The sequence below is a fragment of the Angustibacter sp. Root456 genome, assembly GCF_001426435.1.
Lineage (GTDB): Bacteria > Actinomycetota > Actinomycetes > Actinomycetales > Angustibacteraceae > Angustibacter.
Genome location: NZ_LMER01000013.1, coordinates 1 through 26645, shown reverse-complemented (window position 1 = coordinate 26645; position 26645 = coordinate 1). Strand labels below are relative to the sequence as shown.

General features: G+C 74.1%; 23 protein-coding genes. 15 read left to right on the top strand and 8 right to left on the bottom strand.

The annotated features are described in order from the left end of the window. Positions 1–32 precede the first annotated feature (32 nt). Positions 33–713, bottom strand: a complete 681-nt coding sequence (locus ASD06_RS05020) for a hypothetical protein (protein ID WP_056674112.1) — start codon at positions 711–713, stop codon at positions 33–35. 190 nt (positions 714–903) lie between these two features. Here ASD06_RS05020 and ASD06_RS05015 point away from each other — a divergent pair, with 190 nt between their 5' ends. The 6 genes from ASD06_RS05015 to ASD06_RS04990 all read left to right on the top strand — a co-directional run bounded on the left by ASD06_RS05015 (position 904) and on the right by ASD06_RS04990 (position 7304). Beyond that, positions 904–2037 (top strand): sensor histidine kinase, encoded by a 1134-nt coding sequence (locus tag ASD06_RS05015; RefSeq protein ID WP_162248042.1) that lies wholly within the window; start codon positions 904–906, stop codon positions 2035–2037. Continuing rightward, on the top strand, positions 2034–2702 hold the full coding sequence (locus ASD06_RS05010; RefSeq protein ID WP_082537728.1) for a response regulator transcription factor: 669 nt from the start codon (positions 2034–2036) through the stop codon (positions 2700–2702). Before ASD06_RS05015 ends, ASD06_RS05010 begins: the two co-directional genes overlap by 4 nt. A gap of 116 nt (positions 2703–2818) precedes the next feature. Further along, positions 2819–3283: a (2Fe-2S)-binding protein gene (locus tag ASD06_RS05005; protein WP_056674106.1), complete on the top strand. Its 465-nt coding sequence runs from the start codon at positions 2819–2821 to the stop codon at positions 3281–3283. Beyond that, positions 3280–5688 (top strand): xanthine dehydrogenase family protein molybdopterin-binding subunit, encoded by a 2409-nt coding sequence (locus ASD06_RS05000; RefSeq protein WP_056674103.1) that lies wholly within the window; start codon positions 3280–3282, stop codon positions 5686–5688. Before ASD06_RS05005 ends, ASD06_RS05000 begins: the two co-directional genes overlap by 4 nt. Next, positions 5685–6551: a xanthine dehydrogenase family protein subunit M gene (locus tag ASD06_RS04995; protein ID WP_056674100.1), complete on the top strand. Its 867-nt coding sequence runs from the start codon at positions 5685–5687 to the stop codon at positions 6549–6551. The genes ASD06_RS05000 and ASD06_RS04995 overlap by 4 nt, the downstream gene beginning before the upstream one ends. 9 nt (positions 6552–6560) lie before the next feature. Beyond that, positions 6561–7304 carry an SRPBCC family protein gene (locus ASD06_RS04990; RefSeq protein WP_056674097.1) on the top strand — a complete coding sequence of 248 codons (744 nt, stop codon included), beginning with the start codon at positions 6561–6563 and terminating at the stop codon, positions 7302–7304. 88 nt (positions 7305–7392) lie between these two features. On the opposite strand, the gene ASD06_RS04985 is transcribed toward ASD06_RS04990, so the two are convergent. Continuing rightward, positions 7393–9459: an AAA family ATPase gene (locus tag ASD06_RS04985; protein ID WP_056674094.1), complete on the bottom strand. Its 2067-nt coding sequence runs from the start codon at positions 9457–9459 to the stop codon at positions 7393–7395. Positions 9460–9484: 25 nt separating this feature from the next. Between ASD06_RS04985 and ASD06_RS04980 the strand changes: the two genes are divergently transcribed. Then, positions 9485–10738 (top strand): MFS transporter, encoded by a 1254-nt coding sequence (locus ASD06_RS04980; RefSeq protein WP_162248041.1) that lies wholly within the window; start codon positions 9485–9487, stop codon positions 10736–10738. Here ASD06_RS04980 and ASD06_RS04975 read toward each other — a convergent pair. The 4 genes from ASD06_RS04975 to ASD06_RS04960 all read right to left on the bottom strand — a co-directional run bounded on the left by ASD06_RS04975 (position 10716) and on the right by ASD06_RS04960 (position 16032). After that, on the bottom strand, positions 10716–12014 hold the full coding sequence (locus tag ASD06_RS04975) for a S1C family serine protease (RefSeq protein WP_082537721.1): 1299 nt from the start codon (positions 12012–12014) through the stop codon (positions 10716–10718). The genes ASD06_RS04980 and ASD06_RS04975 overlap by 23 nt on opposite strands. Before the next feature lie 44 nt (positions 12015–12058). Further along, entirely contained in the window at positions 12059–13570 is a 1512-nt protein-coding gene (locus ASD06_RS04970) for a cell wall metabolism sensor histidine kinase WalK (RefSeq protein WP_056674087.1), read from the bottom strand. After that, positions 13563–14279, bottom strand: coding sequence for a response regulator transcription factor (locus tag ASD06_RS04965; protein WP_056674084.1), 717 nt, complete (start codon positions 14277–14279; stop codon positions 13563–13565). The genes ASD06_RS04970 and ASD06_RS04965 overlap by 8 nt, the downstream gene beginning before the upstream one ends. A 94-nt stretch (positions 14280–14373) precedes the next feature. Continuing rightward, on the bottom strand, positions 14374–16032 hold the full coding sequence (locus ASD06_RS04960; RefSeq protein WP_056674081.1) for a DNA repair helicase XPB: 1659 nt from the start codon (positions 16030–16032) through the stop codon (positions 14374–14376). A 54-nt stretch (positions 16033–16086) separates the two neighbouring features. Here ASD06_RS04960 and ASD06_RS04955 point away from each other — a divergent pair, with 54 nt between their 5' ends. Next, a complete protein-coding gene (locus tag ASD06_RS04955) occupies positions 16087–16518 on the top strand; it encodes a VOC family protein (protein ID WP_056674078.1) in 432 nt (143 codons plus the stop codon). Between the two features lie 25 nt (positions 16519–16543). Here ASD06_RS04955 and ASD06_RS04950 read toward each other — a convergent pair whose 3' ends face one another. Both ASD06_RS04950 and ASD06_RS04945 read right to left on the bottom strand, forming a co-directional pair. Further along, a complete protein-coding gene (locus ASD06_RS04950) occupies positions 16544–17179 on the bottom strand; it encodes a DUF4190 domain-containing protein (RefSeq protein ID WP_056674075.1) in 636 nt (211 codons plus the stop codon). Between the two features lie 56 nt (positions 17180–17235). Further along, the gene (locus ASD06_RS04945; protein WP_056674074.1) at positions 17236–19509 is read right to left on the bottom strand and encodes a helicase C-terminal domain-containing protein; all 2274 of its coding nucleotides are present in this window, start codon (positions 19507–19509) and stop codon (positions 17236–17238) included. A 41-nt stretch (positions 19510–19550) separates the two neighbouring features. Between ASD06_RS04945 and ASD06_RS04940 the strand changes: the two genes are divergently transcribed. The 7 genes from ASD06_RS04940 (at position 19551) to ASD06_RS04910 (ending at position 26498) form a co-directional block, all read left to right on the top strand. Next, positions 19551–20441, top strand: a complete 891-nt coding sequence (locus ASD06_RS04940) for an LLM class flavin-dependent oxidoreductase (protein ID WP_056674071.1) — start codon at positions 19551–19553, stop codon at positions 20439–20441. A gap of 41 nt (positions 20442–20482) precedes the next feature. Continuing rightward, on the top strand, positions 20483–21088 hold the full coding sequence (locus ASD06_RS04935) for a helix-turn-helix transcriptional regulator (protein WP_082537720.1): 606 nt from the start codon (positions 20483–20485) through the stop codon (positions 21086–21088). Then, on the top strand, positions 21081–22295 hold the full coding sequence (locus tag ASD06_RS04930; RefSeq protein ID WP_056674068.1) for an MFS transporter: 1215 nt from the start codon (positions 21081–21083) through the stop codon (positions 22293–22295). Before ASD06_RS04935 ends, ASD06_RS04930 begins: the two co-directional genes overlap by 8 nt. 4 nt (positions 22296–22299) lie before the next feature. Further along, a complete protein-coding gene (locus ASD06_RS04925; RefSeq protein ID WP_056674065.1) occupies positions 22300–23964 on the top strand; it encodes an AMP-binding protein in 1665 nt (554 codons plus the stop codon). Positions 23965–24058: 94 nt separating this feature from the next. Further along, the gene (locus tag ASD06_RS04920; RefSeq protein ID WP_157371526.1) at positions 24059–24814 is read left to right on the top strand and encodes a hypothetical protein; all 756 of its coding nucleotides are present in this window, start codon (positions 24059–24061) and stop codon (positions 24812–24814) included. A 23-nt stretch (positions 24815–24837) separates the two neighbouring features. Then, a complete protein-coding gene (locus ASD06_RS04915) occupies positions 24838–25785 on the top strand; it encodes an aldose 1-epimerase family protein (RefSeq protein ID WP_056674058.1) in 948 nt (315 codons plus the stop codon). Between the two features lie 35 nt (positions 25786–25820). Next, positions 25821–26498, top strand: a complete 678-nt coding sequence (locus ASD06_RS04910) for a hypothetical protein (RefSeq protein WP_056674055.1) — start codon at positions 25821–25823, stop codon at positions 26496–26498. Positions 26499–26645 lie beyond the last annotated feature (147 nt).

The window sequence follows — 26645 nt, the reverse complement described above, 5'->3', positions numbered from 1 at the left end:
GCGTACAAGTTCCGGGGATTTTGGCGTGGTGGTCAGGCGAGGGCGGCGGCCGGGTCGGCGCCCGTCGCTGCGCTCGGACGGGACGCCGCCGCGCGCAGCATGGTGGCGCCCACGACGCCGAGCGACGCGAGGCCGGCCAGCAGGCCGACGACACCCGCGGCGACCCCGCTCACCGCTCCGGCGACGACGAACACCACGGCCGCGACGGGTACCCAGATCGGCACGACGCCGGCGCGCCGCAAGCCGATCGTGAGCAGCACCGGCCCCAGCAGCATCCCGAGCATGAACACGGCGATGGCCACGCCGCCGAGGACGTCGTTCGCCTGGCTCAGCCCGTTCAGCGTCGACGCGTCGAGCCCGCTGTCGGCGTACCCCGCGTAGGTGCCGAAGTACCCGATCGTGTGGCCGACCGAGGCGACCGCGCCCGCGACGAGCAGGCCGCCGCCGATCGCGGTGAGCCGGGCGCCACGGGCCGAGGCCAGCCGCCTGGCCGACAGCGCGCCCACCAGCAGCAGCGCCGCCGACGCGAGCTCGAGCAGCCCGGCGGCCAGCCACAGCCCGGTCTGGGCGTCGACCGACGCCGTGATGGCCGCGGCCGACGACGCGTCCGTCGGCTCGACGACGCGGCGCAGCAGGTCGCCGGCGCTGAACGCGAGCACGCCGGCGAGCAAGCCGGCGCCGGCAAAGCGGCTGGGGACGAGGGGGTGGTGCATGGTGGCTCCTTCGGTGGTGCGGTTGGTGCCACCACCGTCGCGCCCGCGACCCGTCCGGCACGTCCGCCCGCGATCTCGACCCACGCACCGCTCGGGTGACCTTCGTGGGCCGCCGATCCGCCGTCCGGGCGACACCTCTCACCCTCGAGGTGGACGCCGCGCACCCCCGTGCCGCCCTACTGTGGCCCAGGTGAGGGGTTGGCTGCCGCGGAACGACGTCCTGCTCGCCGTCGTGCTGGCCCTGCTCGCGGTGCCCAGTGCCGCGCTCGGCCTGCCCGACGACGGCCCGGTGGCGCTCACCGTGCCCGTGGCCCTGCTGATGAGCGCCGGGCTCGCGTGGCGTTCGCGGGTGCCCGCCCTCACCCTCGCCCTCGTGCTGGTGCCGGGGCTCGTGCAGACCGTGCTGGCGCAGGAGCCGGGGTCGCTGTGGGCCTTCGCCACCTACCTCGTCACGGCCTACTCGGTGGCCGTCGCCTGGAACGAGGCCCGGGCGGCGGCGGGTGGTGCGGCCGTGGTCGGCGTGCTGTGGCTGCAGGAGTGGCTGGAGCACGGGCACGACTACCTGTTCGTCGTCGTGGTGTTCGGCGGCGCGTGGCTGCTCGGCCGGCTGGTCACGCAGTGGCGAGCCCGGGCGATGGTGGCCGAGCTCAACTCCGGCGAGCGGGCGCGCCTGGCCGTGGCCGAGGAGCGCGCCCGCATCGCGCGCGAGCTGCACGACGTCGTGGCGCACGGCGTCAGCGTCATCGCGGTGCAGGCCGACGCCGCGCAGGCGGTGCTGGACGTCGACCCCGAGCGCGCGCGCGAGCCGCTCGACGTCATCCGCACCAGCGCCCGCGAGGTGCTCGACGAGATGCGTCAGCTGCTCGCTCTGCTGCGGCCCGACGGTGACGAGACGGTGCACCCCCAGCCCGGGCTCGCCGACGTCGAGGAGCTCGTGGCGTCGGTGCGCGCGGCGGGCCTGCCGGTGCGGCTCGAGGTGACCGGGCCGGCGGTGGCGCTGCCGGTGGGCGCCGACCTGTCGGCGTACCGGATCGTGCAGGAGGCCCTCACCAACGTGCTCAAGCACGCGGGCCGCGCCTCCACGGCCGTGCTGGTGCAGCACGCGGACGACGCGGTGACCGTCGAGGTGCGCAACGCCGCCGGTCGTCCCCAGCACCCAGCCGTGGCACCCGGCGGCCACGGCCTGGTCGGCGTCCGCGAGCGGGTCAGTCTCGTCGGAGGCCGGCTGGACCTCGGGCCGACGCCGGACGGCGGGTTCGTCGTCCGGGCGAGCCTGCCGCGCCAGCCCCATCGGTGGGACGCAGACAGGCGGTGGGACGCGTGACCCGCATCCTGCTGGTCGACGACCAGGAGCTCGTGCGCGCCGGCTTCCGGATGATCCTCGACCTCGAGCCGGACTTCGAGGTGGTCGGCGAGGCCGCGGACGGCGAGGAGTGCCTGCGCCGGGCGCGCGAGCTGGCGCCGGACGTGGTGCTCATGGACATCCGGATGCCCCGGCTCGACGGCATCGAGGCCACGCGTCGGCTCGCGCACGTACCGAACCCGCCCCGGGTGCTGGTGCTCACCACGTTCGACCTCGACGAGTACGTCTACCGCGCCATGCGAGCCGGGGCGAGCGGCTTCCTGCTCAAGGACGTCCCGCGCGATCAGCTCGTCGCCGGCGTGCGCGTCGTCGCGCGCGGCGAGTCGCTGCTCGCACCGGCCATCACGCGCCGGGTCGTCGAGCGGTTCTGCCGGCTGCCCGACCCGGCGCAGGGTGTGCCCCCGCCGCTCGCGGCCCTCAGCGCGCGCGAGCTCGAGGTGCTGCGTCTGGTGGCCCGCGGCCTGTCGAACGCCGAGATCGCCGCGCAGCTCGTGCTGGGCGAGGCGACCGTCAAGACCCACGTCGGGCGCGTGCTCGGCAAGCTCGACCTGCGCGACCGCGTGCAGGCGGTGGTGCTGGCGTACGAGACGGGGCTGGTGCAGCCCGGCGCGGCCGACGCCCCCTGAGCGAGCCGGTGTGGGGAGAAATCGCGCCGACCGCCGATGACCCCTTGCGCCGCTGATACCCCCCGGGGTGAGATGCGTGTACACCGCAGGTTCGCGCGTTCGCCCCAGGAGGCCGCATGACCCGTGTGACCGTCACCGTCGACGGAACCCAGTACACCGACGACGTCGAACCGCGGATGCTGCTGGTGCAGTACCTGCGCGAGACGCTCGGCAAGGTCGGCACCGTCATCGGGTGCGACACGAGCAGCTGCGGCGCCTGCACCGTGCACCTGGACGGCCAGAGCGTGAAGTCGTGTTCCGTGCTCGCGGTGCAGGCCGACGGCCGCGAGGTGACGACGATCGAGGGGCTCGCCACCGACGGGCAGCTGCACCCGGTGCAGCAGGCCTTCCACGAGAACCACGCGTTGCAGTGCGGCTTCTGCACGCCGGGGATGATCATGCAGTCGGTGGCCCTGCTGAAGGACAACCCGAACCCGTCCGAGGCGGACGTGCGACACAACCTCGAGGGCAACCTGTGCCGGTGCACGGGCTACCAGAACATCGTCAAGGCCGTGCAGGCCGCGGCGGGAGGTGCTCAGTGACCGCCGTCGACGACCGGCCCGCCGACGTCGCCGACGAAGGCGGGCGCGAGCTCGGCCGCGCGCGACGGCGCAAGGAGGACGCGCGCCTGGTCACCGGGCGCACCCGCTGGACCGACAACCTCACGCTGCCGGGCATGCTGCACCTGGCGTACGTGCGCAGCCCGTTCGCCCACGCCCGCATCACGTCCATCGACACGAGCGCGGCGAAGGAGGCCCCCGGCGTCATCGCGGTCTTCACGGGGGCGGACCTCGACGCCGAGCAGGGCAGCCTGCCCAACGCCTGGCCGATCACCGCGGACATGAAGGCGCCGCGGCACCCGGCGCTCGCCGTCGACCACGTGGCGTTCGCCGGTGAGGCCGTGGCCGTCGTCGCGGCCCGCAGCCTGCGTGAGGCGCGCGACGCCGCGGAGCTGGTCGACGTCGACTACGACGAGCTGCCCCCGGTGCTCGACATGCCGACCGCCATCGAGGACGGCGCCGACCTGGCGCACCCCGACCTCGGCAGCAACATCAGCGCCACGTGGGTCTACGACTCGGCGGAGGCCGGCAGCGGCACCGACGTCGACGCCGCGATCGAGGCGGCCCGCCAGGACGGCGTCGTCATCGAGCGCACGTTCCGCCAGCAGCGGCTCGTGCCGGCGTTCATGGAGCCGCGCTCGGTCGTCGTCGACCCGACGAGCGAGCAGATCACGATGTGGACCGCCACGCAGGTGCCGCACTTCGTGCGGATCTTCCTGGCGCTCGTGACGGGCGTGCCCGAGAGCAAGATCCGCGTGATCGCCCCGGACGTCGGCGGCGGCTTCGGCGGCAAGCTGCAGTTCACGCCCGAGGAGCTCGTGACGTTCATCGTCGCGCGGCGGCTCGCCAAGCCCTGCAAGAGCACCGAGACGCGCACCGAGTCGATCATGACGGCCCACCACGGGCGCGACCAGATCCAGCGGCTCACCCTCGCGGCCCGCAAGGACGGCACGGTGACCGGGATGAAGGTCGACCTGCTGGCCGACATGGGTGCCTATTTGGGGCTCGTGACGTCGGGCGTGCCGATCCTCGGCGCGTTCATGTTCAACGGCATCTACCGCTTCGACGCCTACCGGTTCACCTGCACCAACGTGTTCACCAACAAGGCCTGGACCGACGCCTACCGCGGGGCCGGGCGCCCCGAGGCGACGTTCGCCATCGAGCGGATGATGGACGAGCTGGCCGCCGAGCTCGGCCGCGACCCCATCGAGGTGCGCGAGCAGAACTGGATCCGGCACGACCAGTTCCCGTTCACCACGGTGGCGGGCATGACGTACGACTCGGGCAACTACGAGGCGGCGACGGCCAAGGCGACCGAGCTCTTCGACTACGCGGGGCTGCGCCGCGAGCAGGCCGAGCGGCGCGAGCGCGGCGACACGGTGCAGCTGGGCATCGGCGTCTCGACGTTCACCGAGATGTGCGGTCTGGCGCCGTCGCGGGTGCTGGGCGCGCTCAGCTACGTCGGCGGCGGCTGGGAGTCCGCGTCGATCCGGATGCTGCCCACCGGCAAGGTCGAGGTCGTCACGGGCGCGAGCGCGCACGGCCAGGGCCACGAGACGGCGTTCAGCCAGATCGTGGCCGACCGGCTCGGCGTGCCGTTCGAGGAGGTCGAGGTGCTGCACGGCGACACCCAGATCGCCCACAAGGGCCTCGACACCTACGGGTCGCGCTCGCTCGTGGTCGGCGGGATCGCCGTGGTGAAGGCGGCCGAGAAGGTCGTGGAGAAGGCCAAGGTGATGGCTGCGCACCTGCTCGAGGCCAGTGCCGACGACCTGGAGTTCGGCGACGGCAAGTTCACCGTGCGCGGCACCGACCAGGCGGTGTCGATGGGTGAGATCGCGTTCGCGGCGTTCCAGGGCCATAACCTGCCGGACGGCATCGAGCCGACGCTCGACTCCGACGCGACCTTCGACCCCGAGGACTTCTCGTTCCCGCACGGCACCCATCTGTGCGCCACGGAGGTCGACACCGAGACCGGCCAGGTGAAGATCCGCTCGTACGTGTGCGTCGACGACATCGGTGAGGTGGTGAACCCGCTCATCGTCGAGGGGCAGGTGCACGGCGGCCTCGCGCAGGGCATCGCCCAGGCGCTGTACGAGGAGGCCGTCTACGACGACCAGGGCACGCTGACGACGGCGACCTTCGTCGACTACCTCGTGCCGAGCGCGGCCGACCTGCCGCACTTCGTCACCGACCGCACCACCACGCCGTCGACCACGAACCCGTTGGGCGTCAAGGGAGTCGGCGAAGCGGGCACGATCGCCTCGACTCCTGCCGTGGTCAACTCGGTGGTCGACGCGCTGCGCCACCTGGGGGTGAAGGACGTCGAGATGCCGATGTCACCGCAACGGGTCTGGCGCGCCATCCAGGAAGGGAGCGCGTCATGATCCCGGCGCCGTTCGACTACCACGCGCCGACGTCGGTCGACGAGGCCGTGCAGCTGCTCGGGCAGGCGGTCTCCGACGGCCGTGACGTCAAGGTGCTGGCCGGTGGGCAGAGCCTGCTGCCGGTGCTGCGCATGCGGCTCGCGGCCCCCGAGGTGGTCGTCGACCTCGGCCGCATCACCGACCTGGCCGACATCCGAGACGACGGCGACGCGGTCGTCATCGGCGCCATGGCGACGCACGACGCGGTGATGCGCAGCGACGTCGTGCGGCAGCACGCGCTGCTCCTCGCGCTCACCACCGAGACCGTGGCCGACCCGCAGGTGCGCCACCGCGGCACGTTCGGCGGTGCCCTGGTGCACGCCGACCCGGCCGGTGACCTGCCGGCTCCCGCCCTCGCCCTCGACGCCGAGATGGTGATCGCGGGGCCGGGCGGCGCGCGGCGCACCGTCGCGGCGGCCGAGTTCTTCGAGGACCTGTTCACCACGGCCGTCGGCGAGGACGAGCTGCTCGTGCAGGTGCGCGTGCCGAAGTACACCGGCTGGGGTGCCCACTACGAGAAGTTCAACCGCATCTCGCAGGCCTGGGCGATCGTGGGTGCGGCCGTGGCGCTGCGCGTCGACGGCGGCTCGATCGCCGAGGCGCGCGTCGGGCTCACCAACATGGGGTCGGTGCCCGTGCGGGCTCGAGAGGTCGAGCAGGCGCTCGTCGGGCTGTCGCCGACCGCCGAGTCGGTGCGCAGTGCCTGCGCCGCAGCGGCTGCGGGCACAACGCCACCGTCCGACAGCAACGCGGACGCCGACTACCGCCGGCACCTCGCCGGTGTGCTTACCGGCCGCGCCGTCGTCGCCGCCGCCGGCGTCTGAGGCCGGGCGATGGACCTCCAGCACACCTTCACCGTCCCCATCGGCATCGACGAGGCGTGGTCGGCGTTCACCGACATCGAGCGCATCGCCCCGTGCCTGCCGGGCGCCACGATCACCTCGGTCGAGGGGGACGAGTTCCACGGCACGGCCAAGGTGAAGCTCGGGCCCATCGCCCTGCAGTACGCCGGCAAGGGGCTCTGGGTCTCGCGCGACGACACCACCTACCAGGCGGTGATCGAGGCGCAGGGCAAGGACAAGCGGGGCAACGGCACGGCCGGTGCGACGATCCGCGCGCACCTCGAGCCCGAGGGTGAGGGCACGCGCGTCGTCGTCGACACCGAGCTCAAGATCACCGGACGGCCCGCGCAGTTCGGGCGCGGCGTGATCCAGGACGTCGGCACCAAGCTGCTCGACCAGTTCGCCGCCTGCCTGGTGACCCGGCTGGGCGAGGCTGCTCCGGACGAGGCTGCTCCGGTCGAGGCCGAGGCGGTCAGCGCACCGGAGGCGGCCGCGGTCGCCGGGCCGACCACCGAGGCCGAGCCCACCACCGCCGAGCTCACGGCCGCGGCAGCAGCCAGCGAGCCGCCCGTGGGTGCTGCGCCGGTGCCCGTGCCGGCCGCGCCGATCCCGCCGCCGACCGCCGAGATCAACCTCGGTGGCGTCGTCGGGCCGGTGCTGCTCAAGCGCTACGGCCCCTGGGTCGCCGCACTGGTCGTCGTGGGCATCGTGATCTGGCTCATCGCCCGCCGCTGACCCCGCCCCACGCCACCTACCGGCAAATTCCCAAGAACTTGTGCGCCTGGCGCGGCCCAGGCGTGCAAGTTCTTGGGAATTTGCCGGGTCAGGCGCCGCTGAGGGGTGCGGGCAGGTCGCGGGCGTGGACGACGGTCAGGCCCGTGACCGCACGGGTGAGCACGACGTAGAGCCGGCGCAGGCCGGTGCGCTCGTCCGGCTCGGCGGCGGCGATGGCTCGCGGCTCGACGACGACGACGCGGTCGAACTCCAGGCCCTTGGCGACCGTCGCCGGCACCAGGTGCAGGCGGTGGGTGCCGTCCTCGTGGTCGGCGGCGCCGGCATCCAGCTCGTCGTCGCGTCCGAGCCGCAGGTGCTCCAGGCCGGCGTCGGCCAGCGCGTGTGAGGTGTCGGCCACTTGCGCGTCCGCGACGATCAGCCCCACCGACCCCTCGTGGGCGAGCGCGTCGCGCACAGCAGCGGTGGTCGCGGCGGCGAGCGCGCCGTCGCTCACCCGGACGACGGACAGCTGCCCTGGGTCGTCGCGCACAGAGACCGGTGCGGCGAGGCCGGGCGCCATGTGCGGCAGCAGGCGGGCCGCGAAGTCGATGACGGCCGTGGGCACGCGGAAGCCGCGGACGAGCTCCTCGACGTGCGCGCCGTCCTGGCCGAGGTGCTGCAGCGACTCGGCCCACGAGCGCGTCGCCCACGGCGTGGTGCCCTGCGCGATGTCGCCGAGCACGGTCATCGACCCGGTCGAGCAGCGGCGCCCGACCGCGCGCAGCTGCATCGGCGAGAGGTCCTGCGCCTCGTCGAGCACTACGTGACCGAGCGACGGCGTGCGCTCCAGGACGTCGGCGACCTCGTCGAGCAGCACCGCGTCGGCCGCCGTCCACGGCGCGCTGCGCGTGCCCTTCGCCGGCCGGTCCCACAGCAGCAGCGCCTGCTCCTCGGGGGTGAGCACGCCGTCGGCGCAGGCGGCGAGGAACGTGGCGTCCGACCACAGGCGCAGCAGCAGACGCGGGCCGTCGACCGCCGGCCACACCGCGTCGGCGTACGCCTTCACCGGACGTGAGCGTGCGACGGCGCCCTGCACGCGGTCATCGGGGGAGTCACCGGCCGACTCCATCTGGACGAGCACCGCGTGCGCCAGGCGGTGGGGCAGCATGGCCCGCGCCGCGGAGTAGCGCACACCCCGCGCGCGCAGCTCGGCGACGATCTCGCGCACCTCATGCGTCGGCACGCGCCAACGCCGCGACCCCCGTGGCACGACGAGCGCGTCGTCCGGCTCGCGCACCGACGCCCACACCGCCCGGTGCAGCACCTCGGCCAGCCGGGCGTCGCCCTTGAGCGCCGCGACGTCGGCAGAGTCGTTGGCGCGCAGGCGGATCGTCGCCGTCAGCTGCTCGACGGTGGTGTGCGACACCTCGACCTCGCCCAGCGCCGGCAGCACCGCGCCGACGTGCTCGAGGAACGCGCGGTTCGGACCCACGACCAGCACGCCGCTGCGGGCGAGCCGCTCGCGGTAGGCGTAGAGCAGCCACGCGGCGCGGTGCAGGCCCACGGCCGTCTTGCCCGTGCCAGGCGCACCTTGCACGCAGACCGTCGTGGTGACGTCCGCGCGCACGATCTCGTCCTGCTCGGGCTGGATGGTGGCGACGATGTCGCGCATCGGGCCGACGCGCGGTCGCTCGATCTCGCCGGCCAGGATCTGGCTGGTGCGGTCGGCCTCGGAGGTGTCGGTGAGGTGCTCGTCCTCGTAGGCGGTGATCTGGCCGCGGTCGACGCCGAAGCGCCGGCGCAGCCGCACGCCCAGGGGCTCGGCCCGGCTGGCGCGGTAGAAGGCGCGGGACACGTCCGCGCGCCAGTCGACCACCACCGGGTCACCGGCCTCGTCGGCGACGTGCCGGCGTCCGACGTACCAGCGCTCGGGTTGCCCGTTGGCGTCGGTCGGGTTCGTGCCGTCGGTGTCGATGCGCCCGAAGAACAACGTGGACGTCGGGTCGTCGGTCAACGCGGCGGCGCGGCGGTAGAGCGTGGCGGCGAGGTACTCGCTGGAGACGGCGTCACCGCCGTGCGCCTCGAGCGACAGCGTGCGCTCGCGCATGCGGGCCAGCTGCCGGCGCGCGTGGCTGAGGTGCGCCTGCTCGGCGGCGAGGGGATCGGCGGCAGGCACGAGCGGCGACTCTACTCTCGAGGGCGTGACGCCGTCCGCCGCTTCTGCCCTCGTGCGGTTGGCCGGGCGCTCCTTCGTCCCCCTCGGGCTGGCCGCCAAGCTGCCGCTGGCGATGGGGCAGCTCGGCGTGCTGCTGCTGGTGGCCGACCGCACCGGCAGCTACGGCACCGGCGGTCTCGCGGCGGCGGCCATCGGCATCGGCTCGGCCGTAGGGGCTCCGGTCTCGGGTGCGCTCGCCGACCGGTGGGGTCAGCGCGGGGTGCTCACCGTGGGAGCGGTGGCGTACGCGGCCGGCATGCTCGCGGTGGTGGCGGTGACGCGCAGCGCGGCACCGACCGCGGTGCTGCTGCTGGTGGCCGCCGCGGCGGGACTGTTCGCCCCGCAGATCGGGCCGCTCGCGCGCGTGCGGTGGGTCGCCATCGTGCGGCGGGCAGCTCGCCACGACAGGTCGCGCCGGCTCACCGAGGCGTTCGCGGTCGAGAGCGCCACCGACGAGGTCAGCTTCGTCGCCGGGCCCGCGCTCGTCGGGGTGCTGGCGTCCGCCGCCGGGCCCTGGCTGGGGCCCGTGGTGACGGCCGGGCTGTCGCTCACCGCCGCCCTGGCGTTCGCGCTGCACCCCACGGCGGCGCTCGTGCGGCCGCGCCACGACGCGCACCCGCAGGCCGCGGCCGAGGTCGCGGGGGAGCCGGGCCCACGGCCGCTGCGTCGCGGTGCCATCGCGACGCTGCTCGCTGCCGGGGCCATGCTCGGCCTGGTGTTCGGCGGCACGCAGGTGGGGGTCACCAGCCTGAGCGCCGAGGTCGGTCGCCCTGGTGCCGCCGGCCTGGTCTACGCGCTGCTCGGCGTCGGCAGCGCGGTGGCCGGGTTGGCGAGCGCGGGCCTGCCGCCGGCCTTCCGTCTGGCCGACCGCCTGGTGGCCTTCGCCGGGGCGCTCGCGCTGCTCGCCGCGCCCCTGCTGCTCGTCGGGTCGGTGCGCTGGGCCGCGGGCGCCGTCCTGCTGCTCGGCTGTGCCGTGGCGCCGTACCTGATCGTGCTCTACGCGCTGGTGGAGCGGTCCGCTCCCTTCGAGCGGGCGGCCACCGTGATGACCCTGCTGTCGAGTGCGGTGATCGTCGGCTACGCCGCTGGCAGCAGCGGCGGGGGACTGCTCGCAGACGCCGGCGGCCACCGGGCGGCGTTCGCCGTCCCGGTGGCCGCGGGCTGTGCTGCTCTCGTGCTCGCGCTGGCGGCGCGGGGCCGCCTGCTGCGGCTCGGCGCTACTGCGACGCGCGAGCCGTGAGCTTGGCGGTGACGTCGAGCTGCTTGCCGTCGCGCACCAGCGTCAGCTTCACCGTGTCACCGACCGCGCGCTCGCGGATCTGCGCCACGAGGGACTCCGCGGAGTTCACCGACTCACCGTCGACGGCGATGATCGCGTCGCCGGCCTTCAGGCCCGCGGCGTCGGCCGGGCTGCCCGGCTGCACCTGCACGACGGTCACGGCGGCGCGCTGCGCGGCGCCCTGGGTGATCTGGCCGTCCTTCAGCGAGATGCCGAGGAACGGGTGCTCCGCGCTGCCGTCGGCGAGCAGCTGGTCGGCGATGGACTTGGCCTCGTTGATCGGGATCGAGAAGCCGAGGCCGATGCTGCCGGACTGCCCACCGGACGACTGACCCAGCGTGGCGATGGACGACGGGATGCCGATCACGCGCCCGGTGGCGTCGACGAGCGCCCCACCGGAGTTGCCCGGGTTGACGGCGGCGTCGGTCTGGATGGCGTTGGTGACCACCGGCGTGCCGCCACCTTGCAGGGCGGCCGGGCCGCCCTCGGACTCGGTGGACGTCGTCACCGGCCGGTCGAGGGCGCTGACGATGCCGGTCGTCACGGTGCCCGCCAGGCCGAGCGGGTTGCCGACGGCCATCACCGGCGCGCCGACCTGCACGGCGTCGGAGTCACCCAGGGTGGCCGGGGTGAGGTTCGTGGCGCCCTTCATGACGATGACGGCGAGGTCGGTGGACGGGTCGGTGCCGACGATCGAGGCCTGGTACGACCGGCCGTCGTTGAGGGTGACGGTGAGGTGGCCACCCTGGCTGGCACCGGCGACGACGTGGTTGTTCGTGAGCACGTGGCCCTTGTCGTCGAGGATGACGCCCGAGCCCTCGCTGAGCGAGAACTGCGAGCGGTTGGAGATCGCGACGACGCTGGGCTCCACGGCCTTGGCGACCTTGGTCCAGTCGACGGGTTGGCCGGCGGGCTGGGTGACCGGCGCCTTGACGCTCGACGACCCGGCGTCGGTGCTCGACGACGAGGTCGCGGCCACGGGCTGGTTGTCGTCGGTGGCGGCCACCACGCCGGCGGTCGTGCCGCCAGCCACCACGGCGGCCACGAGCGCGGCGACGCCGACGTCGACCCAGCGGCGCCGGCCGCGACCGCCACCGGTGGGCGGCTCGGAAGCGGCCGGGGGCGGCCCGAGCGGAGGCTGCGGCTGCGGGTACGGCTGCGGCTGGGTGGGCTGCTCGGCTCCGTACCAGTGCACCTGCGGGTCGTTGGTCTGCGTGTCGTGCGTCGGGTGGGTCATCTGATGTCACCTCTCGGTTGCTGGCTTGACTCCAGCAGACCGCATCAGCTTGGCCGGACCCTTGACACTGCCTGGGAGCCACCTGTGAACCTCGGCGGGGTGGCGGTCTCGGGGTCGGGCACCACCGGCACCCGCACGGCGAAGGTGGCGCCGCCGCCCGGCGTCTGGCTCACGCCGACCTGCCCGTGGTGCGCGGCCACGATGGCGGCGACGATGGCGAGCCCGAGTCCCGAGCCGCCGGAGGCCCGCTGGCGGGAGGCGTCGGCGCGGAAGAATCGCTCGAACACCTGGTGCACCTGCTCGGGCTCGATGCCCTGCCCGTGGTCGCGCACCTCCAGCACGCCGTAGCCGGCGTCCGGGCCGACTGCCAGCTCGATCGGTGTGCCGGGTGGGGTGTGCCGCAACGCGTTCGCGACGAGGTTGGTGACGACCTGGCGCAGGTGCGCCTCGTCTCCCAGCACCACCGTCGGCTGCACCGGGGCGCCGCGACCGACGAGGGAGACGGTGCGCGAGGTGTCGAGCGCGCGCGCGTCCTGGACGACGTCGGCGGCCACGACGGTGAGGTCGACGGGGCTGCGGCGCCCGGGGCGCTGCTCGTCGAGCCGGGCGAGCATGAGCAGGTCGTCGACGAGACCGCCCATGCGCGTGGCCTCGTCCTCGATCCGGCGCATGGCCGACGCGACGTCGTCGGGGCTGCTGACGGCGCCCTGCCGGTACAGCTCGGCGTACCCCCGCACGGCGGCCAGCGGGGTGCGCAGCTCGTGGCTGGCGTCGGCGACGAACCGGCGCATGCGCTCCTCGGACGCCTCTCGGGCGGCGAACGCCCGTTCGATCTGGGCGAGCATCTCGTTGAGCGCGGCCGACAGCCGCCCGACCTCGGTGGACGTCGGGTGCTCGGGGACGCGCTGGGTGAGGTCACCGGCGGCGATGGCGCCGGCGACGTCCTCGACCCGGCGCAGCGGGCGCAGGGCCTGCCGCACGACGAGCCAGCCGAGCAGCCCCACGAGCACGAGCACCGACAGGCCGACCACGACGAGCAGCACGGCCATGCGGGTCACGGTGTCCTGCACGCCCGCGAGGCTCTGCCCGATGACGAGCGTCCCGTCGCCCAGACCGTGGTTGTCGGTGACGCGGACGGCCACCACGCGCCAGCGGCCGGAGCCACCGTCGGCGTCGACGGTGAACGGCCGGCCGTCGTGCTGCTCGATGGCCCGCGGGGTGACCTCGTCGAGGTCGGGGGCCGACGTCCCGACCTGGCGGCCGAGCAGCCGGGTGAAGCCGGCGTCGAAGATGACGATGCCGAAGGTGGACGTCGGCAGGCCACGGGGTGCCGGCGAGGTGTCAGGGGCGTCCTGCGGGCCGCCGACGAAGGCGCGCTCGCTGGCGACGATCTGGTCGTCGACCTTGCTGATCAGCTCGCCGCGCAGCAGGGCCACCGCGGTCGCCCCGGTGACGGCGAGGGCCGCGAGGGCGAGCACCACGAGGACGGCGACGAGCCGGTCGCGCAGCGAGAGCTGCGCGAGCCGAGGAAAGCGTGGGCGGCGGAGCTCAGGCATGGCCGGGGGGGAGTCGCAGGACGTAGCCGACGCCGCGCTTGGTGTGGATCAGCGGGGTGTCGGAGTCGGCGTCGATCTTGCGTCGCAGGTAGGAGATGTAGGACTCGACGATGCCCGACTCGCCGCGGAAGTCGTAGTCCCAGACGTGGTCGAGGATCTGCGCCTTCGACAGCACGCGGTTGGGGTTGAGCATCAGGTAGCGCAGCAGCTTGAACTCGGTGGGCGACAGGTCGATCGCCCGGTCGCCGCGGTGCACCTCGTGGGAGTCCTCGTCCATCTCCAGGTCGGCGAAGACCAGGCGCGCGCCGTCGTCGCCGCCCGGGCCCCCGGTGCGGCGCAGCACGGCGCGGATGCGCGCGACGACCTCCTCGAGGCTGAACGGCTTGGTCACGTAGTCGTCGCCGCCGACGGTCAGGCCGGTCACCTTGTCGTGGGTGTCGTCGCGGGCGGTGAGGAAGACGACCGGCACCTGACGGCCCTGGTCGCGCAGCCGGCGCGTCACCGAGAAACCGTCCATGTCGGGGAGCATGACGTCGAGCACCAGCAGGTCGGGGCGGGTCGACTCGGCGAGCCGCAGCGCCGTCTGGCCGTCCCCTGCGGTGTGCACCTCGAACCCTGCGAAGCGCAGGGACGTCGAGAGCAGCTCGCGGATGTTGGGCTCGTCCTCGACCACGAGCAGGCGGGCCTCGGGCGCGCTGGTGGCTGACATGCCTCCCAGTCTGCGCGCTCAGCCTGGGAGTTCGCTGAACGTCGGCTGCGTCCTGGCCGTACGCTGCCGTCGTCCACCGGGTCGGCTGGCGGGGTCAGGCGTCGGGCTCGTCGGCCTGCTGCAGGTCGCCGGCGTCGACGATGCGGTAGGCGTAGCCCTGCTCGGCCAGGAACCGCTGCCGGTGCGCGGCGAAGTCAGCGTCGACGGTGTCGCGCGCGACGATGGTGTAGAACCGCGCGGCGCGGCCGTCGCCCTTGGGTCGCAGCACCCGCCCGAGGCGCTGGGCCTCCTCCTGGCGCGAACCGAAGCTGCCCGACACCTGGATGGCGACGCTCGCCTCCGGCAGGTCGATCGAGAAGTTCGCCACCTTGCTCACCACGAGCAGGTCGATCTCGCCGGTGCGGAAGGCCTCGAACAGCCGCTGGCGCTCGGCCACGGTCGTCTCGCCCTTGATGACCGGGGCGCCGAGGTGCTCGCCCAGCTCGTCGAGCTGGTCGATGTACTGGCCGATGACCAGCGTGGGCTCGCCGCGGTGCTGGGCCACCAGCTGCTCGACCACTCGGGTCTTGACGTCGCTGGAGGCGGCCAGCCGGTAGCGGACGTCGGGCTCGGCCGTCGCGTAGGCCAGGCGCTCGGCGTCCGGCAGGGTCACCCGCACCTCGACGCAGTCGGCGGGCGCGATGTAGCCCTGCGCCTCGATGTCCTTCCACGGCGCGTCGTAGCGCTTGGGGCCGATGAGGCTGAACACGTCGCCCTCGCGGCCGTCCTCGCGCACGAGGGTGGCGGTGAGGCCGAGCCGGCGGCGCGCCTGGAGGTCTGCCGTCATCCGGAAGATCGGAGCGGGCAGCAGGTGCACCTCGTCGTAGAGGATCAGGCCCCAGTCCCGGGCGTCGAGCAGGTCGAGGTGCGGGTAGACGCCCTTCCGCTTCACCGTGAGCACCTGGTACGTCGCGATGGTGACCGGGCGGATCTCCTTGCGGGCGCCGGAGTACTCGCCGATCTCGTCCTCGGTGAGCGTGGTGCGGCGCAGCAGCTCCTCGCGCCACTGCCGCGCCGAGACCGTGTTGGTCACGAGGATCAGCGTCGTCGCGCTGGCGCGGGCCATCGCCCCGGCGCCGACGAGGGTCTTGCCCGCACCGCAGGGCAGCACCACGACGCCCGAGCCCCCGTGCCAGAACCCGTCGACGGCCTCGGACTGGTAGGGCCGCAGGTGCCAGGTGCTCTCGTCGAGCGCGATGGGGTGGGCCTCGCCGTTGACGTAGCCGGCGAGGTCCTCGGCCGGCCAGCCCAGCTTGAGCAGCACCTGCTTGAGGTGGCCGCGCTCGCTGGGGTGCACGACCACGGTCTCGCGGTCGACCCGCGTGCCCATGAGCGGCTGCACCTTCTTGCTGCGCAGCACCTCCTCGAGCACCGGGACGTCGGTGGCGTGCAGCACCAGGCCGTGCGTCGGGTGCTTCTCCAGGCGCAGGCGGCCGAAGCGGTCCATCGTCTCGGCGACGTCGACCAGCAGGGCGTGCGGCACGGGGTAGCGCGAGTACGTCAGCAGCGTGTCGACGACCTGCTCGGCGTCGTGGCCCGCGGCCCGGGCGTTCCACAGGCCGAGGGGGGTCAGGCGGTAGGTGTGCACGTGCTCCGGCGCGCGCTCGAGCTCGGCGAACGGCGCGATCGCGCGGCGGCAGGCGTCGGCGGCGTCGTGGTCGACCTCGAGCAGCAGCGTCTTGTCGCTCTGCACGATGAGGGGGCCGTCAGTCACCGCTCGATTGTCTCAGGCATCGCGACTGTCGGTGGCGGGTGGCACGGTGCCGCCATGGCAACCACCGTTCAGATCGTGTTCGACTGCGCCTCGCCCCGAGCGGTCGGTGACTTCTGGGCCGCCGCCCTCGGGTACGTCACCGACCCGCCGCCGCCCGGCTTCGCGACCTGGGAGGACGCGCTGCAGGCGTGGGGCGTCCCGCAGGACCAGTGGGACTCCAAGTGGGCCGTCGTCGACCCCGACGGCGCCGGACCGCGGCTGTTCTTCCAGAAGGTCCCCGAGGGCAAGACCGTGAAGAACCGCCTCCACCTCGACCTGCGGATCAGCGACCCGCAGGCCACGGCTCAGGAGCGTGACGACGCCGTGATGGCCGCCGTCGAGCGGCTCGAGGGTCTCGGCGCCCGCCGGCTGGAGTGGCGGTTCGAGGAGGGCAGGCACTTCATGGTGATGCAGGACGTCGAGGGCAACGAGTTCTGCCTGACCTGAGCGGCGCCGTCCGGGGGCTCGTGGGTCAGTAGCTGTAACCGTTGGTGTTGTCCCAGGAGCCCCGGAAGGCGAAGAGGCCGACGAGCACGATCAGGAAGAGCACCGTGACCCCGATCGTGATCCACGAGCAGATCTTGCCCGCGCGCACCTGGCCGAGTCCCGTGAGCCGGCCCTGCGAGGCGTTGATCTCCCGCTCGGCGCCCGGCGCGAGCACCAGCGCCACGATCGCCGGGATGAAGCCGATGCAGGAGAAGAGCAGCACCAGTGAGGCGATGCCGGTGATCAGCACCGCAGTGGCCCGGCCCGCCGTCGCCGGTCCGGTGGGGCCGACGGCGTAGCCGGGCTGCCCGTACTGCTGCTGCCCGTACTGCGGCTGCTGAGGCTGCGGCTGCCCGTACTGCGGCTGCCCGTACTGCGGCTGCCCGTACTGCGGCTGCTGGGGCTGCCCGAACTGGGGCTGCCCGTACTGCGGCTGCTGCGGCTGCCCGTAGGGCTGCTGCGGCGGCTGATCGGGCTGCTGCACCGCAGCGGACGGCGTCTCGCTCGCCGGGCTCGACCAGGGGTTGGCCGGCTGCTCGGGTACGGCCCGCGTGGGCTCGCCGCCGACCGCCTGCGTCTCGTCGGAGCTGCTGGCCTCGTCCCGTGCGTTCTCGTCTGCCACGCCCGTCCCCTTCGTCCGTGCCGGCAGGTGATGGGCCGGCGCTCTCGACGTCCAGCCTAGGGACTCGCGGCGTCGGCCGGGGCCACCCCGGTGACTCGGTGCACCGAGAACGTCCGTACCTGCTCGCTCGCGTGGTCGAACGCCGTGACCCGCCCGCCGTCCACCGACAGCGGCTGCACGACGCGGCGCTCCACGCGCCCGTTGCCGTCGGCGTAGCCGATCCAGATGCGCGCGGACGTCGCGACGGCCTCGCGCAGCCGGGCCAGCGTGTCGGCGGGCTCGCCGGGGGTGAGCCGCGGCTGCTCGTCGCTGCCGGCCGGGGCGTGCCGGGCCGTCGATCGCAGGGCCCGGGCCACCGCCTCGAGCAGCGGGTCGGCGGGTGCGACGGCGCGCCCGCGGTGTGGCTCAGGTGGGCGGCGCGGCGGGGTGCGCCGGGCGTCGGGACGACGCACCACGACCTCGCCCTGCGCCGACTCGGCCGCCGGGGCCAGGCCCAGTTCACGCAGGGCGCCGAGCACCGTCGCCGGATCGGCCGGGCTCGCCAGCACCGTGGGCGCCAGCGCCCGCAGCTGCAGGGCGGCGGCGCGCCGGTCGGCCAGCAGCTCGCGCAGCACGCCCTCGTCGTCGCTGCGCACGTAGGCCGACGCCGAGCCCACCCGCACGCGACCGTGCCGTCGGGCGACGTCGCGCACGAGGTACTCCAGCGGCTGCGGCACCGGGGTGCGGCTCGCGGCGGCGAGGTCGGCGAGCAGCTGGTCGGCCGAGGCCCCGGCGTCCAGGGCCCGGCGCACGCTCGAGGGCCCGAACCGGTAGACCGTGGCCCCGCCCCGCGACTCGACGTCGGCGCTCAGCTGCATGAGCCGTCCGACGGTTGTGTCGAGGGGCCCGGGCGCGACGGCCGTGAGGTCGGCCTGCAGCAGCACGTGGTCGATCGGCTTCGCCAGCAGGCGCCCGATGGTTGCGATGGTGTCGTCGACGCCCTCGCCGGCGAGCAGGGACCGGCCGGCCGACGACAGCGCGCCGCGGCCCGTCACGCCCAGCAGCTCGGCCTCGCTGAGCGTCCAGGCGACCAGCTGGTCGTGCAGCCGGCCGGTGCGGCGGGGGCGGCGCCAGCGCAGCCGGTCGAGCAGGGCGGCCGACGTGGGGGCGTATCCGGGCGAGGCGTCGGCGAGCTCGCGCAGGGTGTCGGCGCGCACGATGGCGGCCACCGGACGATCGACCGCGTCCGACAGCGCGGCGCGGGGAGAGTCCTTCTCGTCGCGCGTGCCCACGAGACCGGGCACGCGCGATGACGTGAGCCAGGCCCGCGCCAGCTGCGCCCACCGCGCCGGAGGCGCCGCGGCAGCCCACGCGTCGAACGCCGGCGTGGGCAGCCACGAGGCCCCCACCTCGCCGTCGTCGGCCACGAGGCCCGCGGAGAACGCCACCTCGATGACGAGCGCCGCCGCCGGCTCGGGGACGTCGAGCGCGAGCGCGGTGCGCCGCAGGTCGCGCACCCCGAGGCCTCCCGCGCGCAGCACGCTGGGCGGGGCGGCGCCCCAGAGCTCACCGAGCTCGCCCACCCAGCGCAGCAGCTCACCGGCTGCCGCCCCTGCGGCGGAGTCGACGGCGGTGACGTCGCGGCCGGTGGCGTCCCACGCGGGCGGCTCACGGCGTACCTCGGCGTGCACGCGACCACCCCGCAGGTGCAGGCCGACCTCGCGGGGCAGCACCACGTGGGCCGGGTCGGCCGCGGCGAGCAGGCGACGAGCCAGCAGCCACTCCACGGGCGACTGGCTGTCGGGGTCGACCAGCCGGTCGGCGCGCGGGAAGGCCCCCACCGGCGGGCCCCAGGTGAGCCGGGCCAGGACGTCATCGACCCCGGCGGGGGCTGAGGCGAGCAGCGCGGCGAGCTCGGCGCCCGACGGCAGGGGCGTAGCGGACGGCGGCCCGAGGCCTGCGGGGAACGGCCCCACGGCGTCGCGCACGGTGAGCACCAGGCGCAGCGCGTCGTCGCGGCCCCACACGAGCGCGAGGTCGCGCAGCAGGTCGACGGACGCGCCGACGTCCCCCACGCGCAGGCCGAGCAGGCGAGCGACGTCCTTGCGGGCGGCCGGCTCGTCGAGCGCCGCGAGGGCGTCGAGCACCTGGAGGGTGAAGGCGTCGAGGCCGTCGAGCGCGCGGTGGACGCTCGCGCGGGTGGTGGCGCGCGCGGCGAGCGAGGCGAGGTCGGGCGGCACCGGCGTCACCAGGTCGGGGCGGGCGCGCAGCAGCGCGACGAGCCGCGCGTCGTCCCACGACCGCAGCTCGTCCGCGAGGCTGCGCGGTGCAGCCGGTCGACGCGATGCCATCCGGACCACGCTACGCGGTCGGCGCACCTAGGCTGGCGCCCGTGCCAGCCAGCGAGCGCAAGGTCCGGGTCGGGGTCGTCGTCCTGCCGCAGCAGCGGTGGTCGCAGGCAGCGGCGCGCTGGCGCGCGGTGGAGGCCATGGGCTTCGACCACGCGTGGACCTACGACCACCTCGCGTGGCAGAGCCTGGCGGACGAGCCGTGGTTCGCCACGGTGCCGACGCTCACCGCGGCCGCCACCGTGACCGAGCGCATCGAGCTCGGCACGTGGGTCGCCTCGCCGAACTACCGCCATCCGGTGCCCTTCGCCAAGGAGGTCATGAGCCTCGACGACGTCAGCGGCGCGCGCTTCGTGCTGGGGGTCGGCGCGGGCGGGACCGGCTGGGACGCCAGGGTGCTGGGCCAGGACGAGCTCACGCCGCGCGAGCGGGTCGAGCGGTTGCAGGAGTTCGTCAGGCTGCTGGACCTGCTGCTGACGCAGTCGTCGACGACCTGGCGCGGGCAGTGGTTCGAGGCGGTCGAGGCGCGCATGGTGTCCGGCCCGATCGGACCACGTCGGCCGCCGTTCGTCGTGGCGGCCAACGGGCCGCGAGCCATGGCCGTGGCGGCCACGCTCGGCGACGGCTGGGCGACGACGGGGGCCACGGCGGCCGAAGCGGGGCAGGACGCCTGGTGGCGGGGCGTGGGCGAGCTCAGCCGGCGCTTCGACGAGGCGTTGGAGGCGGCCGGGCGCGAAGGCGGCGCGGTGCGCCGCTACCTCAACCTCGACTCCGGTGCCGTGTTCTCGCTCAGCTCGGCGGAGGTCTTCGCCGACGCGCTGGGCCGGGCCGAGGAGCTCGGCTTCACCGACGTCGTCACGCACTGGCCGCGGGCCGAGGGCGTCTACGCCGGGGACGAGGCGGTGCTGGAGCAGGTGGCGGGGCAGCTGCTCTGACCTATTGACAAGAACTCTTTCGAAAGACTACTTTCATCGCCGTGAGCGATGACCAGCCCGACCTGCCCGTCCGCGACATCTCGGACGCCCGCTCGATGCGCGCCCTGGCCCACCCCCTGCGGCTGCGCCTGCTCGAGCACCTCGCGCTGCGCGGGCCGCTGACCGCCACCCAGTGTGCCGACCTCGTGGGCGAGTCGCCGGCGTCCTGCTCGTTCCACCTGCGCCAGCTCGCCAAGTACGGCTTCGTCGAAGAGGCCGAGGGGGGCAAGGGGCGCAACCGGCCGTGGCGGTCGGTGGCCACCGGGCACCGGTGGGACACCGGCCCCGACGCCCCCGCAGGTGAGCGCGCGGCGGCGCAGGCCCTCACCCAGCAGTTCCGCCGGCACGACGCCGAGCTGTACGCCGACTACCAGCGCAGCCGCGACGAGCTGCCCGAGGAGTGGCAGAAGGCGGCGATGGAGGTGACGTTCAACGGCTACCTCACCGCCGACGAGCTGGCTCACCTGCACGAGCAGCTGCACGAGCTCTGGCGTCCGTACGCCGAGCGCGTCGTCGACCCGAGTCGCCGTCCGGACGACGCGCGACTCGTCCACCTGGACGCCGTGGGCTTCCCCCGCGCCGATGAGAAGGGGAGTTCCCGTGCGTGACCTCCTGCGCCACCGCGACCTGCGCCTGCTGCTGAGCGGCCAGACCCTGTCGATGTTCGGCGACACCGCGATGCTGCTCGTGCTGGCCATGTGGGCCAAGCAGCTCACCGGGTCGAACTCGATCGCCGGCAGCGTCTTCGCCGCGCTCGTCCTGCCCTCGCTGCTGGCGCCGTTCGGCGGTCTGGTGATCGACCGGTTCCGTCGTCGCACCGTGATGATCGTGACCGACGTCGTCACCTGCGCGGTCGTCCTGCTGCTCCTGCTCGTGCGCGATCGCGGCGACGTGTGGCTGCTGTTCGTCGTGGCGTTCCTCTACGGTGCCTCGCTCGTCTTCTTCCAGTCGGCGCGCTCGGCGCTGCTGCCCTCGATCGTCCCCGAGCAGCTGCTCGGCCCGGCCAACGGCAGCCTGAGCACCGTGCGCGAGGCGCTGCGCCTGGTCGGGCCGCTGACCGGGGCGGGGCTGTTCGCGGCGTTCGGCGGACCGGCGGTGGCGGTGCTCGACGCCGCGACGTTCCTGCTGTCGGCTGGAGCCCTCGCGCTCATGCGCGTCACCGAGCCCGAGCCCGAGCGCGGCCCCCGCGAGCACCACGTGCTGCACGACGCCACCCTCGGCGCGCGTCACCTGTGGGCGGTGCCCGTGCTGCGGGCCACGGTGCTCGCGACGGTGATCTCGCTGCTCGCGATCGGTATGGGGGAGAGCGTGTTCCTCGCCGTCGTCGACCAGGGCCTCGGCCGTCCGGTGGCGTTCCTCGGGGTGCTCATGACGGTGCAGGGCGTCGGCGCGGTGGCGTCCGGTCTCGCCGTCACCCTGCTCATCAACCGGGTGGGGGAGACGCGGCTGGTTCCCCTCGGCCTGGCGCTGATGGGGGCCGGGTGCCTGCTGGTGTCGAGCCGCTCGGTGGTCGTCGTGGGCCTCGGCGCGCTGGTGGTCGGGGCCGGGCTGCCCGCCGTCATCGTGGCTCTCACGACGCTGCTGCAGAAGCACGCGCCCGCACCGCTGCAGGGTCGGGTGTTCACGGCGTTCGAGTTCCTCACCGGTGGGCCGCAGCTGTTGTCGATCCTCGCGGGCGCGGCGCTCGTGGGATTCGTCGACTACCGGATCCTGCTCGTCGTCATGGCGATCGGCCTGCTCGGCGCGGCGGCGTACAGCGTGGCTCGGTTGCGCTCTCCAGAGCCTTCCGTGGCGGTGGCCGACGCGACAGGATGACGCCATGACCGCCTCGACCGCTTCCGCTGCGCTCTCGTACACCTCCGCCACGTCCGACACCCCGCTGCTCGGCGAGACGATCGGCGCGAACCTCGAGCGCACGGTGGCGCGATGGGGCGACCGCGAGGCGCTGGTCGACGTGCCGACGCACCGGCGGTGGACCTACAGCGAGCTGGATGTCGAGGTCGACGAGCTCGCGCTGGGGCTGCTCGATCGCGGCATCGAGAAGGGCGACCGGGTCGGCATCTGGGCGCCGAACTGCGCGGAGTGGGTGCTGCTGCAGTACGCGACCGCGAAGGTCGGCGCGATCCTGGTGAACGTCAACCCGGCCTACCGCTCGCACGAGCTCGCCTACGTGGTGAACCAGTCGGGCATGCGGCTGCTGGTGAGCGCGGTGGCGCACAAGACGTCGGACTACCGGGGCATGGTCGAGCAGGTGCGCGACGACTGCCCCGGCCTGGAGGACGTCGTCTTCATCGGCGAGCAGTCCTGGCGCGACCTGGCCGAGCGCGGCGGCGACGTCGACCACCACCGGCTGGCCGAGCGCGAGGCGCAGCTGGCCTTCGACGACCCGATCAACATCCAGTACACGTCCGGGACGACGGGCTTTCCCAAGGGCGCGACGCTGTCGCACCACAACATCCTCAACAACGGCTTCTTCGTCGGCGAGCTCGTGCACTACAGCGAGCTCGACCGGATCTGCATCCCGGTGCCCTTCTACCACTGCTTCGGCATGGTGATGGGCAACCTCGCGGCCACCTCGCACGGCGCGTGCATGGTGATCCCGGCGCCGTCGTTCGACCCGGCCGCCACGCTGCAGACGGTGCAGGACGAGCGCTGCACCTCGCTGTACGGCGTCCCGACGATGTTCATCGCCGAGCTGGGTCTGGCCGACTTCGCCGACTACGACCTGTCGACCCTGCGCACCGGGATCATGGCCGGCTCGCCGTGCCCGGTCGAGGTGATGAAGCGCGTGGTCAACGAGATGCACATGAGCGAGGTGGCCATCTCGTACGGCATGACCGAGACCTCGCCGGTGTCGACCATGACCCGCACGGACGACGACCTCGCGCGCCGCACCGAGACGGTCGGGCGCACCATGCCGCACCTGGAGAGCAAGGTCGTCGACCCCGTCACCGGGCTCACCGTGCCGCGCGGCACCGCCGGCGAGCTGTGCACCCGCGGGCACACCGTGATGCTCGGCTACTGGAACGAGCCCGACAAGACCGCCGAGGCCATCGACGCCGCCCGCTGGATGCACACCGGCGACCTGGCCACGATGGACGCCGAGGGGTACGTCAACATCGTCGGTCGCATCAAGGACCTCGTGATCCGCGGTGGCGAGAACGTCTATCCGCGCGAGGTCGAGGAGTTCCTCTACACCCACCCCGACGTCGCCGACGTCTCGGTGGTGGGCGTGCCCGACGAGCGGTACGGCGAGGAGCTCATGGCCTGGGTGATCATGAAGCCGGGTGCCGAGCCGCTGAGCGTCGAGGCGGTGCGCGAGTTCTGCACCGGCCAGATCGCGCACTACAAGGTGCCCCGCTACGTGCACGTCACCGACGCCTTCCCGATGACCGTGACGGGCAAGATCCGCAAGGTCGAGATGCGCGAGCAGGCCGTCGAGATCCTCGGGCTGCAGGCCGCGGCCGCCGTCCGCAACGCCTGAGCCCCGGTAGCGCCGCCGGTTCGAGCGCTGGTTCACAGGGAACTGGCAGGTTGGGGCGGTGTGGTTCTCAGGAAGGTGACGAACCCTGGGGGGTATGAGCACCCCTGAGGTCCCGGACTTCTCCTCCGCTGCACCCTCTGCTGCGTCGTCTGCTGCGCCGTCCGCTGCGCCGTCCGAGCAGCCCGGCGGGCCGGGCCGACGCCCGCGCCGCGCGCTGACCGTGGCCGGCTTCGCCACCGCGCTGGCCATCGGCGCGGTGGGCGCCACCGCCTTCGTCGCCGACCACCAGCAGGGCGGCGACGAGGTCCGGCTGGCCAGCGCGACCGGCTCGCCCACGGCACCCTCCGGTCAGCCCTCCGGTCAGCCCTCCGGACAGCCCGGCGACCCGGACGGCGACGGTGACGCGCGCGGGGGCTGGGGCCCCGGCGGGCACCACGGGCGCGGTGGCCCTGGAGGGTTCGCCATGATGGCCCCGCGCGGCGCGCTGCACGGCGAGCTGGTCGTCCCGCAGCGCGACGGCACGGGCACCGAGACCGTCGTGGTGCAGACCGGCGCGGTGACCGCCGTGTCGGCGAAGAGCCTGTCGCTCAAGAGCTCTGACGGCTACACGGCGACGTACGCCATCACCTCGACCACGCGCGTCGCGGCCCGGTCGGGTGGCATCACGTCACTGAAGAAGGGCGACACCGTCAGCGTGCTCGCGACCAAGAGCGGGACGACGCTGACGGCCGTGATGGTGGGCGCGCGACCGGACGGACCCAGGCCGGATGACCAGCACCAGCGCGGGACCGCGCCGGCGCCCAGCCCGTCGGCCACCGGCTCGTCGTCCACGACCTCCGGCAGCGCCTGACCTCACTGCGCCAGAATGCGCGCATGAGCCTCGACCGCCCGGTGCGCACCCCGCAGCCCCTGCCGCCCAGCGGCGAGCAGGTGACGATCCGGCACGGCCGGCACGAAGCCCACACGGTGGCCGTCGCCGCGGGCCTGCGCGCCTACCGCTACGACGGTCGCGACCTCGTCGACGGGTTCGCGGAGGACGAGCGGCCCTCGGGGGGCCGGGGCCAGAGCCTCATCCCGTGGCCGAACCGCATCGCCGGGGGCCGCTACGAGCTCGACGGCGCCCAGCAGCTGGCCCTCACCGAGCCCGAGCACGACACCGCCATCCACGGCCTCGCCCGCTGGGTCACCTGGCAGCCGGTGGACGTCCGCGGCGACGCGGTGACCTGGCGGTACGTCGTGCCGCCGCAGCCGGGGTGGCCGACCTCGCTGGACTGCCACGTGACCTACCGGCTCGACGACGACGGCCTCACCGTGAGCACCCGCGCCCGCAACGTCGGCAACCGCCGCTGCCTCTACGGCACCGGCGCGCACCCCTACCTGACGGCCGGTACCGCGCTGGTCGACGACGCCACGCTCACCCTGCCGGCCGCCACCTGCTTCGACACCGACGCGCGCGGCATCCCCACGGGCCGGCGCGCGGTCGACGGCACGCCCGCTGACCTGCGCGAGCCGCACCCCATCGGCGACCGCGTCCTCGACACCGCCTACGCCGACCTGGCCCGCGACGGCGACGGCCGCTGGCGGGCCCGGTTGCACGGCCCGGACGGCGGCGTCGAGCTGTGGGCCGACGCCGCCTACGGGTACGCCCAGGTGTTCACGGGCGACACGCTGCCGCCGTCCCTGCGGCGCCGGGGCGTGGCGGTCGAGCCGATGACCTGCCCGCCGGACGCGTTCAACGCCACCGACCGCGGGGCGGCCGGGGTCGTCGTCCTCGAGCCGGGTGACGAGCACCAGGCGACGTGGGGCATCTCGCCGCGGTGACGCGTGCCGCCGCGTCGAGAGGGTAGGTGGGTTCCATGGACGTCGTCGCACCAGCCGCCCGAGCCGCCCGAGCCGCCAGCACCGCCGGCGGCCAGGTGCTGCGCGTCGCCACCAGGGCGGTCGACGCGGTGCGCCCCGCCGCCAAGCCCCTGCACCCGCGCGGCGCGGTGACGCGGGGGGTGCTCGAGCGGTTCGGCGGTGCGGTGGCGTCCGGCGTCGCCTGGCTCGACGCCGCGGGCACCGACGACGTGGTGGTGCGCTGGTCGCGCGCCGTCGGCCTGCCGGCACCGTCGCCAGACGTCTTCGGCCTCGCCGTGCGCGTCGAGCTCGACGGCGGACGGCACGGCGACCTGCTGTTCTCCACCACCGGCACCGGGCCGCTCACGCGCTTCGCTCTCGTGCCGGCGTTCACGCCCCAGCGGCCCATGACCACGCTGCTGCCCTACCGGACGGCGAGCGGGCCGGTGCTCCTGCGCGCGCTCCCGCAGGGTGAGCGCACCGTCGAGCTGGCCTGGGCTCGCGGCACGGGCGCCTGGCATCCGTTCGCCACCCTGCGCCTGGACGACGCCCCCGGCACCGCCGCGGACGCCGACGTGTCGTTCGACCCGGTGCTGCACCCCCTACCGGGACTGCCGCCGTACGCCTGGGTGACCCGGCTGCGCGAGCCGGCGTACCGCAGTGCCCGCAGGGCGCGCGGCGACACGGCGGACTGACCCCGGGCCCTCGTCCTGGCTTGGGGGTGCTCACCGCCCGGTTGGGTCTTCGCAGCCGGGCAGGGGTTCGGGTCGGGTGGTGATCTGCAGGCCGTTGCGGAGGGTCCAGGTGGTGTGGCGGGGTCCTTGGCCGGGGCCGGTGTGCAG

Excerpts from the sequence above, each read along its gene's own strand:
- ASD06_RS04945 (WP_056674074.1), bottom strand. The coding sequence starts at position 19,509 with ATGGCATCGCGTCGACCGGCTGCACCGCGCAGCCTCGCGGACGAGCTG.
- ASD06_RS04955 (WP_056674078.1), top strand. The coding sequence starts at position 16,087 with ATGGCAACCACCGTTCAGATCGTGTTCGACTGCGCCTCGCCCCGAGCG.
- ASD06_RS04990 (WP_056674097.1), top strand. The coding sequence starts at position 6,561 with ATGGACCTCCAGCACACCTTCACCGTCCCCATCGGCATCGACGAGGCG.
- ASD06_RS04995 (WP_056674100.1), top strand. The coding sequence starts at position 5,685 with ATGATCCCGGCGCCGTTCGACTACCACGCGCCGACGTCGGTCGACGAG.
- ASD06_RS04925 (WP_056674065.1), top strand. The coding sequence starts at position 22,300 with ATGACCGCCTCGACCGCTTCCGCTGCGCTCTCGTACACCTCCGCCACG.
- ASD06_RS04965 (WP_056674084.1), bottom strand. The coding sequence starts at position 14,279 with ATGTCAGCCACCAGCGCGCCCGAGGCCCGCCTGCTCGTGGTCGAGGAC.
- ASD06_RS04920 (WP_157371526.1), top strand. The coding sequence starts at position 24,059 with ATGAGCACCCCTGAGGTCCCGGACTTCTCCTCCGCTGCACCCTCTGCT.
- ASD06_RS04975 (WP_082537721.1), bottom strand. The coding sequence starts at position 12,014 with ATGACCCACCCGACGCACGACACGCAGACCAACGACCCGCAGGTGCAC.
- ASD06_RS04915 (WP_056674058.1), top strand. The coding sequence starts at position 24,838 with ATGAGCCTCGACCGCCCGGTGCGCACCCCGCAGCCCCTGCCGCCCAGC.
- ASD06_RS04910 (WP_056674055.1), top strand. The coding sequence starts at position 25,821 with ATGGACGTCGTCGCACCAGCCGCCCGAGCCGCCCGAGCCGCCAGCACC.
- ASD06_RS05020 (WP_056674112.1), bottom strand. The coding sequence starts at position 713 with ATGCACCACCCCCTCGTCCCCAGCCGCTTTGCCGGCGCCGGCTTGCTC.
- ASD06_RS04970 (WP_056674087.1), bottom strand. The coding sequence starts at position 13,570 with ATGCCTGAGCTCCGCCGCCCACGCTTTCCTCGGCTCGCGCAGCTCTCG.
- ASD06_RS05005 (WP_056674106.1), top strand. The coding sequence starts at position 2,819 with ATGACCCGTGTGACCGTCACCGTCGACGGAACCCAGTACACCGACGAC.